8 protein-coding genes are annotated in these 8,141 nt (G+C 72.6%); 4 read left to right on the top strand and 4 right to left on the bottom strand.

The window, feature by feature from the left end; genetic code table 11:
- Window positions 1-20 precede the first annotated feature (20 nt).
- Together GTW43_RS35885 and GTW43_RS35890 are read right to left on the bottom strand one after the other, a co-directional pair.
- Complete coding sequence (locus tag GTW43_RS35885) at window positions 21-767, bottom strand: hypothetical protein (protein ID WP_161306159.1); 747 nt, start codon at window positions 765-767, stop codon at window positions 21-23.
- A 30-nt stretch (window positions 768-797) separates the two neighbouring features.
- Window positions 798-1,178 (bottom strand): type VII secretion target, encoded by a 381-nt coding sequence (locus GTW43_RS35890; protein WP_161306160.1) that lies wholly within the window; start codon window positions 1,176-1,178, stop codon window positions 798-800.
- A gap of 137 nt (window positions 1,179-1,315) precedes the next feature.
- On the opposite strand from GTW43_RS35890, the gene GTW43_RS35895 reads away from it, so the two are divergent.
- A complete protein-coding gene (locus tag GTW43_RS35895) occupies window positions 1,316-1,654 on the top strand; it encodes a hypothetical protein (RefSeq protein WP_161306161.1) in 339 nt (112 codons plus the stop codon).
- 16 nt (window positions 1,655-1,670) lie between these two features.
- Here GTW43_RS35895 and mycP read toward each other — a convergent pair whose 3' ends face one another.
- Both mycP and eccB read right to left on the bottom strand, forming a co-directional pair.
- Complete coding sequence (mycP, locus tag GTW43_RS35900; RefSeq protein ID WP_161306162.1) at window positions 1,671-2,903, bottom strand: type VII secretion-associated serine protease mycosin; 1,233 nt, start codon at window positions 2,901-2,903, stop codon at window positions 1,671-1,673.
- Window positions 2,904-2,925: 22 nt separating this feature from the next.
- On the bottom strand, window positions 2,926-4,464 hold the full coding sequence (gene eccB, locus GTW43_RS35905; RefSeq protein ID WP_161306163.1) for a type VII secretion protein EccB: 1,539 nt from the start codon (window positions 4,462-4,464) through the stop codon (window positions 2,926-2,928).
- Window positions 4,465-4,714: 250 nt separating this feature from the next.
- Between eccB and eccE the strand changes: the two genes are divergently transcribed.
- From eccE to GTW43_RS35920, 3 genes are all read left to right on the top strand, one after another.
- Window positions 4,715-6,106 carry a type VII secretion protein EccE gene (gene eccE / locus GTW43_RS35910; RefSeq protein ID WP_161306164.1) on the top strand — a complete coding sequence of 464 codons (1,392 nt, stop codon included), beginning with the start codon at window positions 4,715-4,717 and terminating at the stop codon, window positions 6,104-6,106.
- Window positions 6,106-6,843, top strand: a complete 738-nt coding sequence (locus tag GTW43_RS35915) for a hypothetical protein (RefSeq protein WP_161306165.1) — start codon at window positions 6,106-6,108, stop codon at window positions 6,841-6,843. The genes eccE and GTW43_RS35915 overlap by 1 nt, the downstream gene beginning before the upstream one ends.
- 284 nt (window positions 6,844-7,127) lie before the next feature.
- A partial coding sequence (locus tag GTW43_RS35920) for an SCO5717 family growth-regulating ATPase (RefSeq protein WP_343246224.1) occupies window positions 7,128-8,141 on the top strand: 1,014 nt, incomplete at its 3' end.

An 8,141-nucleotide genomic window follows, 5' to 3' on the forward strand; every position in this document is an offset into this window, starting at 1 on the left:
GGGCATGGGGGGGCTCCTTGTCAGACAGTGGGGGCGGGGTGGTCGTAGGCGCTGACCTTGACGAATTCGGTGGTGAGCTTGGTGATGGCGGACGAGGCCACCTCCACTGTGGCCACGGCTCCCAGCACGAGGCCCTGGGTCTTGCCCAGGAGTTCCGTGGCCCTCCCCCACTGCTTCAGCATGGCGGCCACCTCCAGGCCGGCCAGCCCGTACCCGATCACGGCGCCCACGCCGGTGACCGAGAGAGCGGAGCCTGCGGCCAGCTCCAGGGCGGCGATCACTGCCTTGTCCGAGAGGCCGGAGAGGTAGTCCTTGAGGGCTTTGGCCGCGAAGTACACGGCTTGCGCCGCGTCCTCGTACCCTCCGCGGAGCGTGTCGAACTCGGCCCCGATATCGCTCAATCGGCTGCTGAGACCGTAGAAGTAGGTGAATGCGGCGTCGGCGGCGTGGCCGTCCCAGGTGCGGTCCAGCGTCGTGTTGCCCGCGGTGATGTTCTGTGCCAGTGCGCCGAAGGCCTCGCCCACGTGGCCCCAGGCCTGACCGCATCTGGAGTAGGCCTCCCAGTCCCCGACGAGGGCCTTCATCACCTCGTCCAGCGGGTTGAACCCGAACACCGCGTTGAGGACTTCCGTCATCCAGTACGTCGGGCTGGCGAGGTCCAGGCACTCGTTGGCCAGGTCCAGAGCGGGACCGAGCGAATACTCGGCCAGCCCGCTCGGCGCCTTCAGAAAGGACGTCGCGTCGGCTACGTCGGCAAACTCTGACATGACTCGCTCGTTCTGTTCGTCGCCGGAGGGTCAGCTGGACAGTGGTGCAGGCCGATCGACCACGGGATACGTCGCATCGACCTGCACCGCGACGCGGCGGTCGGTGAGCTCGTAGTAGCGGGCGCTGCGCCTGAGTTCGTCCCGGGCCGCGTCCAGGACCTCCCGGATCCGGTCGAGTGCGGAGTTCGTCTCCGAGACGGTGTTGAAGTGCGTCGCCGCAATCAGACCGATCAGGCCTGTCTTCTCCCAGGGGATGCTGGTGTGGCGATCGCAGTACCTGCGGCACTCGTGGGCGTCGTCGGCGGTTCGCCCCACCTGCTGTCCGTATCCCCTCAGATCGTCCGGCGTCACTCTCAACGTCATCCGGTTCTCCCTCCGTGTGATGTGGGGGCTCATCATGACGACGTCCACATCAGCGACGAGAGACCGACAACTGTCTGAAGTGAGCTTTCTCTTCAGTCCAGTTGGGGCGGAGCTCCGCACGCGCTTCCCCCGAAAGAGGGAAGGGTGGTCCACGACCCCCTGGGCCCGGGCCTAGGGTCCGGCGCATGATCGACAGCAGACTCCCGAGAGAACTCGACACCAGCCGCCGCACCGAGCTGTCCGCGTGGGGGTGGACACGGGTCTTCGACATCACTGCCGCGCTGGCGTGCCTGATCGGGCTCGTCGGCCTGGTCCTGCTCGCCTATCCCGTGGTCCGGCCGTGGCGCGACTACGCCTGGTACGTGCCGACCTCGTTACTGCATCTCACCTTTGCGGCGGCGACGGCACGCCTGCTCGTCGTCGCACGCCCCGCCAGGTGCTGGCGCTCCCTGCTGGGCTCCCTGGCGTTGTGCCTGGCCTACACCGCCGCGCTCGTGGCGCTGACACGGCTGCTCGAGGCCTGAGCCCGGACGTCAGGGATCAGGTCCGCCGCCGCCGCGCGTCGCGGATCGCTACCGCGGCTCCGCTCAGGCCGACCACCGCCACGATCGCGCCGACGGCGGCATACGTGCCGAGGCGCGAGTTGCGTTCGTCGGCGGTTTCGCCGAAGTGGAGCGGGGGGACCTCGGGGGCCTTGGCGCGGGTGACGCCCTCCTGGGGGGCCGGGGACTCGACGGGGTGGTCGTCCTGGGTGAGGGCGGCCACCGGGTCGACGACGCCCCAGCCGACGAACTCGTCCTTCTGCGCGGCCGAGCGCTCCGCGGTCTGTTCGATCTGGGCGACGACCTGGGCCGAGGTCCAGTCCTTGTGCTTGGACTTGATGAGGGCGGCGACCCCGGCGACGTAGGGGGCGGAGAAGCTCGTGCCGTTGTCGGGGCAGTGGCCGCCCTGGGGGACGGTGGAGATCATGTCGACGCCGGGGGCGGCGACGCCGACCCACTCGCCGGCCTGCGAGAAGGAGGCGCGTTCGTTGTTGCGGTCGGAGGCGGCGACGGCGAGGACGCCGGGGTAGGACGCGGGGTAGGTGCGGCCGGCCTTGCCGCCGAGGCCGTCGTTGCCCGCGGAGGCGACGACGACGATCTTCTTGGCGAGGGCCGCCTCGACGGCCTGGCGCAGCTTGGGCGTGGGCTCGGCGGCGTTGGCCGTGTCCTGGGAGATGTTGATGACGTCGGCCTTCTCGGCGACGGCGTGGCCGATGGCGTCGGCGAGCAGGTCGGCCGTGCCGTTGCCCTCGGCGTCGTTCTGCTTGATCGGGATGATCTTCGCGTCGGGGGCGAGGCCGACGAAGCCGGTGTGCTTCTCGTCCGGGCGGGCGGCGATGATGCCGGCGACGCGCGTGCCGTGGCCGACGGTGTCGGTGGTGCCGGTGTTGTTGCCGCGGTCCTCGATCTTCTCGCCCTTGGTGTTCTTCTTGGGCAGGTAGTTGGCGCCGCTGCGGACGTCGACGGCCTTGGCGAGCTGCGGGTTCTTGATGTCGACGCCGGTGTCGATGACGGCCACGCGGGCGTTCTTGCCGGTCGACTCCTGCCACAGCTCGTCGAGGTTGACGCGCTGCAGCGCCCAGGGGCGGCCCTTGTACGCGGCGCCGCCGAAGGTGCACTGGCCGGTGTCGGCGGCGGCCGGGGCCGCGGGCAGCAGGACGCCGCCGAGCAGCCCGGCGGTCAGGGCGGTGGCGCCGGACACGAGGGCCGCGGCGCGGAGTGTGTTTCGCATGCGTCGGTGTCCGTCCCTCGCGCTAGGAGCCCTGCGGCGTGCGGGCCGCGGCCTCGGACAGCCGGGGTCCGGTCGGCAGGAGCTTGGACCACTCGGCCGGGACCTGCGCCGGGGTCGTCTTGTCGTAGCCGAGCCGGGTCTGGGCGATCTGGGCCTGCTGCAGCAGTTCCTTCTTCTGCTTGTCGGACAGGCCGATGCCCTTGCCGGTGGCGTCGCCGTCGCTGTTGGACTGCATGGCGTAGCGCAGGCCGGTGTCGGTGACGAGGAAGAGGCTGCCGGACTTGCTGTCGGTGCCCATGACCTGGCGGAAGAGCTGGCCGGAGCCGGGGGTGACGTAGGCGCTGGAGGAGCCGGTGGGCAGGTCCTTGGGGAAGCTCTTGCCGGCCCAGGTGCTCAGGGTGGTGCTGTTGCGGGAGCCGACGCCGCGCAGGGTGTTGCACACGACGTTGCGGCCGCCGCCGGTGTCGGTCGCGTTGACGGTCTTCGGCGCCTGGGTCGGCCAGGTGTTGTCGCCCGCGAAGTCGCCGTCGGTGACGATCTGGCCGGCCGCGACCTGGCGGGCCTGGCCCGAGCCGTTGACCTGGGCCAGGTCGGGGCTGGAGATGAGGAGCTGGGCGGTGAACGGCGTGATGTCGGCGATGCGGTCGGGCAGGACGACGTAGTACTGCCGGGTCTGGTCGGCGCCGCGGGTGACGAGCACGGTGCCGACCTTGTTCGCGTCGGAGTCCAGTGAGCCCTGGGTGTCCGCCACCGCGCCGGGCTGTCCGTCGACGGTGGGGAAGGTGACCGGGGTGCCCTCGTGGAGGGTGGCCAGCCACTGGTCGGAGACCTTCTGCGGGGTGCGGTTCACCGCGTCGAGGGCGCGCAGCAGCTGCTGCTTCTCCTTGGGGGTGCCGGCGCTGACCGGGTACTTGACGCCGTGCGCGTCGACCACGTACTCGGTCTTCTGCTTGTCGTCGGCGACCACGTACATGAGCTCGCCGCCGGTCAGCCGGTCACCGTCGTCGGCGATCTTCCGGTCGTCCTTGCCGAGCACGAACGTCGCCTGCTGGACGGTGCCGCCGCTGGTGGGCCGCTCGCAGACCATCCAGCGCTTGGCCGCCTCGGCCTCCTGGGGGCTGGGCAGCCGGTCGGGGGCGTACGGGATGCCGACGGTGACGCCGTGCTTGGGGGCGTCGCCGCCGTCGAGGACGGACTCGTCGACGGTGACGACGTCGCCCTGGCCCTGTTCGAGGATGAGCTTGGCGGAGGCCATGTTGAGCACGGGGTGCAGCTGGACCTCGCCGTCGGTCTTCATGACGACGTAGCGCGTGGTCGACTTGTCGGCGACGATCACGTGCTTGTACGGGTCGTCCCATCCCTTGGGCGCCGTGGGGCTGAACATGCCGATGCCGCCGAAGACGGCGAGGACGACCACGCCGACGATGCTGCCGGGCAGGACGGCGCGCAGCGGTCGCGGGGCGCCCTCCTCCGAACCGGAGGCGGAGGGCTGCAGGAAGGACGCCAGCGTGCGTCGCTTCGCGAAGGTGTAGGCGTTGAGTTCGTCCCGCCGTGATGCCATCTGTGTCCGCTCTCTCCCCGTGCGGAGCCGTGGGGGCGTGTTCCCCCGTCTTCGGCCGGCCGTCCGGCCGTCCCCTGCCTGTGGTGGCCTCTGGTGCGTGCCGTGGCTGTCAGACCCGGCCCCTACTATGCCTGTTGCGTCGGTGCGTGTGTGGCACGGGTAGGGTGCTGAGGCCTTCCACCGAGGGCTGTGGAGCCTTCGAAGGGCCGGTGCGCATGGGATTTCGGGAGAGTTCGGGGGGTTTGGAGTGATGGCTTCCGCAACGCGGGCTCGATCGCGGTCGCAATCGAGGTCACGATCCGGTGACCGTTCGCGGCAGGGTTCCCCACAGGGGTCCCCCACTCCTTCACAGACGCCACACATTCCCGCGCAGGACGCGCGGGGCCACAGCGCCGCCGCGCCGTACCGGGGCGCCGTCGCACCGCATCTGAAGTCGCGCTCCGGCCGGGGCGGGTCGTTCGGCGTGCAGCGGCTCGTGATGATCGAGCTGGCCGCCGCGCTCGCGGTGTGCGGCTGGGTGATCGGCACGGTCGCGCTCATGGCGACGGGCGCCGTCGCCGCGCTGATCCTGCTGCTCGCGCTGGTCCGCCGTCGCGGGCGCTCCCTGCCGGACTGGCTGGGCTCGGTGCTGGCCCTGCGCGCGCGCAGGCGCCGCGCGGCCGGCGACGCGGTGCCCCCGGGCACGGAGCCGGGTCTGGCCCCGGCCGTGGAGTGCGACCCGAGCCTGCGCACGTACAGCTACAGCAGGGGCGACGACCGGGACCAGCGCCCGGTCGGCATGGTCGGGGACGGCGGTTTCCTGACCGCGGTGCTCCAGGTCGAGTCCGACGCCACCGCGCTGCGGGCCGAGCGCAGCCGCCGCCCGCTGCCGGTCGCTCTGGTGCGGGACGCGCTGGAGGTCGACGGCATCCGCCTCGAGTCGGCGCAGGTCGTGCTGCACACCCAGCCGGCCCCGGCGCTGCACCTGCCGCAGCAGTCGGTCGCGGTGAGCAACTACGCGCCGTTGCAGGCCCAGACGGGTTCGCCCGCGGTGCGCATCACCTGGATCGCGCTGAAGCTCGACGCCGAGCTGTGCCCGGAGGCCGTCGCGGCCCGCGGGGGCGGCGTGGTCGGCGCGCAGAAGTGCCTCGCGCGCGTGGCCGAGCACCTGTCGAGCCGTCTCGCGGGTGCGGGCTTCCGGGCGAGCGTGCTCACCGAGGAGGAGCTGGTCGCCGCGGTCGCCACGTCCGCGTGCGCCAATCCGATGGTGACCGCGCAGGCGGGCCGGAGCGAGGCGCCGCAGCGCCGCACCGAGGAGTCGAGCCGCAGCTGGCGCTGCGACAACCGCCGGCACACGACGTACTGGGTCCGCCGCTGGCCCCAACTGGGCGGCGGGGGCTCGACGTTGCCCCAGCTCGTCGCCCAGCTGACCACGGTGCCCGCACTCGCCACGACGTTCAGCCTGACGCTGGCCCCGGGCGACCGGCAGGACGTCACGCTGACGGGCCATCTGCGGATCACGGGCCGCAGCGACAGCGAGCTGACGACGGCCCGCCGGGACCTGGAGCGCGCCGCGCGCGGCCTGCGCACCGGCCTGGTCCGCCTGGACCGTGAGCAACTGCCCGGCGTTCTCGCCACCTTGCCGCTCGGAGGTGCCCGCTGATGGCCCTGACCAGCCACGCCCCCGACCTCGCCGAGCGGCTGCGCACCGGCTTCGGTCTGCTGGGCCCGCGCCACCAGCGCCACTCGCTGACCCCGGAGCATCTCGACGCGCTGTCGTTGCCCATCGGGGACGACGGCGTGGTCGTCGGCGTGGACGCCGAGGGCCAGCCCGCCGTCATGGGCATCAACCGCCCGACGCCGTACGACATCGTGCTCATCGGCGGTCTGTGGACGGCGCAGGTGCTCGCGCTGCGGGCCGCCGCCACCGGCGCGCGCGTCGCCGTCGAGACGGGACGCTCGCAGCAGTGGGCGCAGCTCGTGCAGGCGGTGGGCGGCGGCCAGTCCGGGATGACGCTCCACGAGGTGGGCCGGGTGCCTCCGCAGGGCGCTTCGGCCGGCGGTCCGGTGCTCGTCATCCGGGACTGCGGCATGCGTCCGCCGCGCGGCCGGGTCGCCTCGGCGCCCTGGCAGTCGGTGCTGACGCTGCTGCCGTATCTGAGCCCGGTCGCGCCGCGGCTCATGCGGCAGGCGCGGCTCGTGGGCGTGCAGCGGGTGTCGCCGGACGAGGCGGCGGAGATCGGCCGTGTGATGGGCCTGCCGCGCGGCGAGTCCGAGTCGCTGCCCACGCTCGCCGACGGCGTCACCCTGTGGTGCACGGACCGCGACCGGCAGTACGTGATGACGCAGGCGACGGACGCCGAGACCGGATTGTTGGGAACCGCACGCCGGATGGACTGAGTCCGGCCGACTGCGCCCCTTTCGCGGCGATTTGCCGTGCGCCCGCGCCCGTTCTCGTGCCGAGTGGACCTTCTGTGACCGGTCGGACGGCGTCGACGGGTGGGGCGGGCCTGCCGTGCGCGCGGTATTCGTGATTAGGCTGGGTACCGGACGTCCGCGTACACCCGTGAGCGGGGTGCGGGTACGTCAGGGGGCCGGGAACGAGGGGCAGCCGGCGGACCGGCGAACAGACTCGGTCTCCCCTTTGCACGACACGAGGGTGCTCGACCACACCAGGAGGCATTGTGAACAGCGATCGGGACGATTTCCGCGGGGGCTGGGATTCGCCCGTCGATGATCAGTCCGACGCGGAGTCCAGTGTCGAGATGACGGGCGAGTTCACCATCGACTACGCCCCTCCGGCCTGGTACACGCAGAACGCGTCGAACGCGGGCACGCCCGAGCCCGTCGCGCCGCCGGCCCCGCCCGTGGCTCCTCCGGCGACCCCGCCCGCGCCCATGGCCCCGGCCCCGCAGCCGGAGTCCGGTGCGGGCAACGGGGACCTGGAGAGCGGGGCCACGATGCGGTTCTCCGCGGCTTCCCTGAAGCGGGAGTTCGAGGAGCTGGCCGCGCTCGGTGGACAGCAGCAGTCCGCGGCCCCGGGGGCTCCGGGCGCGGAGGGCACCGGGATTCCGCAGGGCTGGACGACGGCCAAGGACGAGCCGTCCGGCGCGAGCCCGGCGGCCGGTTCCGCCGAGACGCCCCCGGACCAGGCCCCTGCCCCGGCCGCTGCCGCCGCCCCCGAGGAGCCCAACTCGCCCGGATCGTCCGGTTCATCCGACCCGTCCACCTCCGGCACCTCTCCCCTGGCCGGCGAGCCGGGCGCGATGCCCGAGGGTTCGGCCGGTACGACGACGGGGGCGGAAGGCGCTGAAGGAACCGACGGCACCGACGGTGCGGACGCTGCGGAGGCGGCGACCGAGGGGACGGACACCGCCACGGCGGAGGCACTCTCGTCCGACGCCGAGCCCGCCGACGACTCCGACTCCTCCAGCTCCTCCAGCACCTCCGACTCCTCCGGAACCGCCGGTCCGTCGGCCACCTCCGACTCGTCCGGCCTGTCCGTCGCGCCCGCCGACGCCCTCGACCCGGCGCCCGAGGCCGACGCGACCGCCGATGCCCCGGCGTCTCCCGAGACCCCCGCGTCCCCCGCGTCCTCGGGGACCGGTGGCGCGGACTTCGCGCTGCCGGGCGCCGACGCCGACCCGGCCCAGCCCGTGGCCCCCGCCGCGACGCCGGCCGAGGGCACCCCCGCCCCG

The organism is Streptomyces sp. SID5785 (genome assembly GCF_009870065.1).
GTDB lineage: Bacteria > Actinomycetota > Actinomycetes > Streptomycetales > Streptomycetaceae > Streptomyces.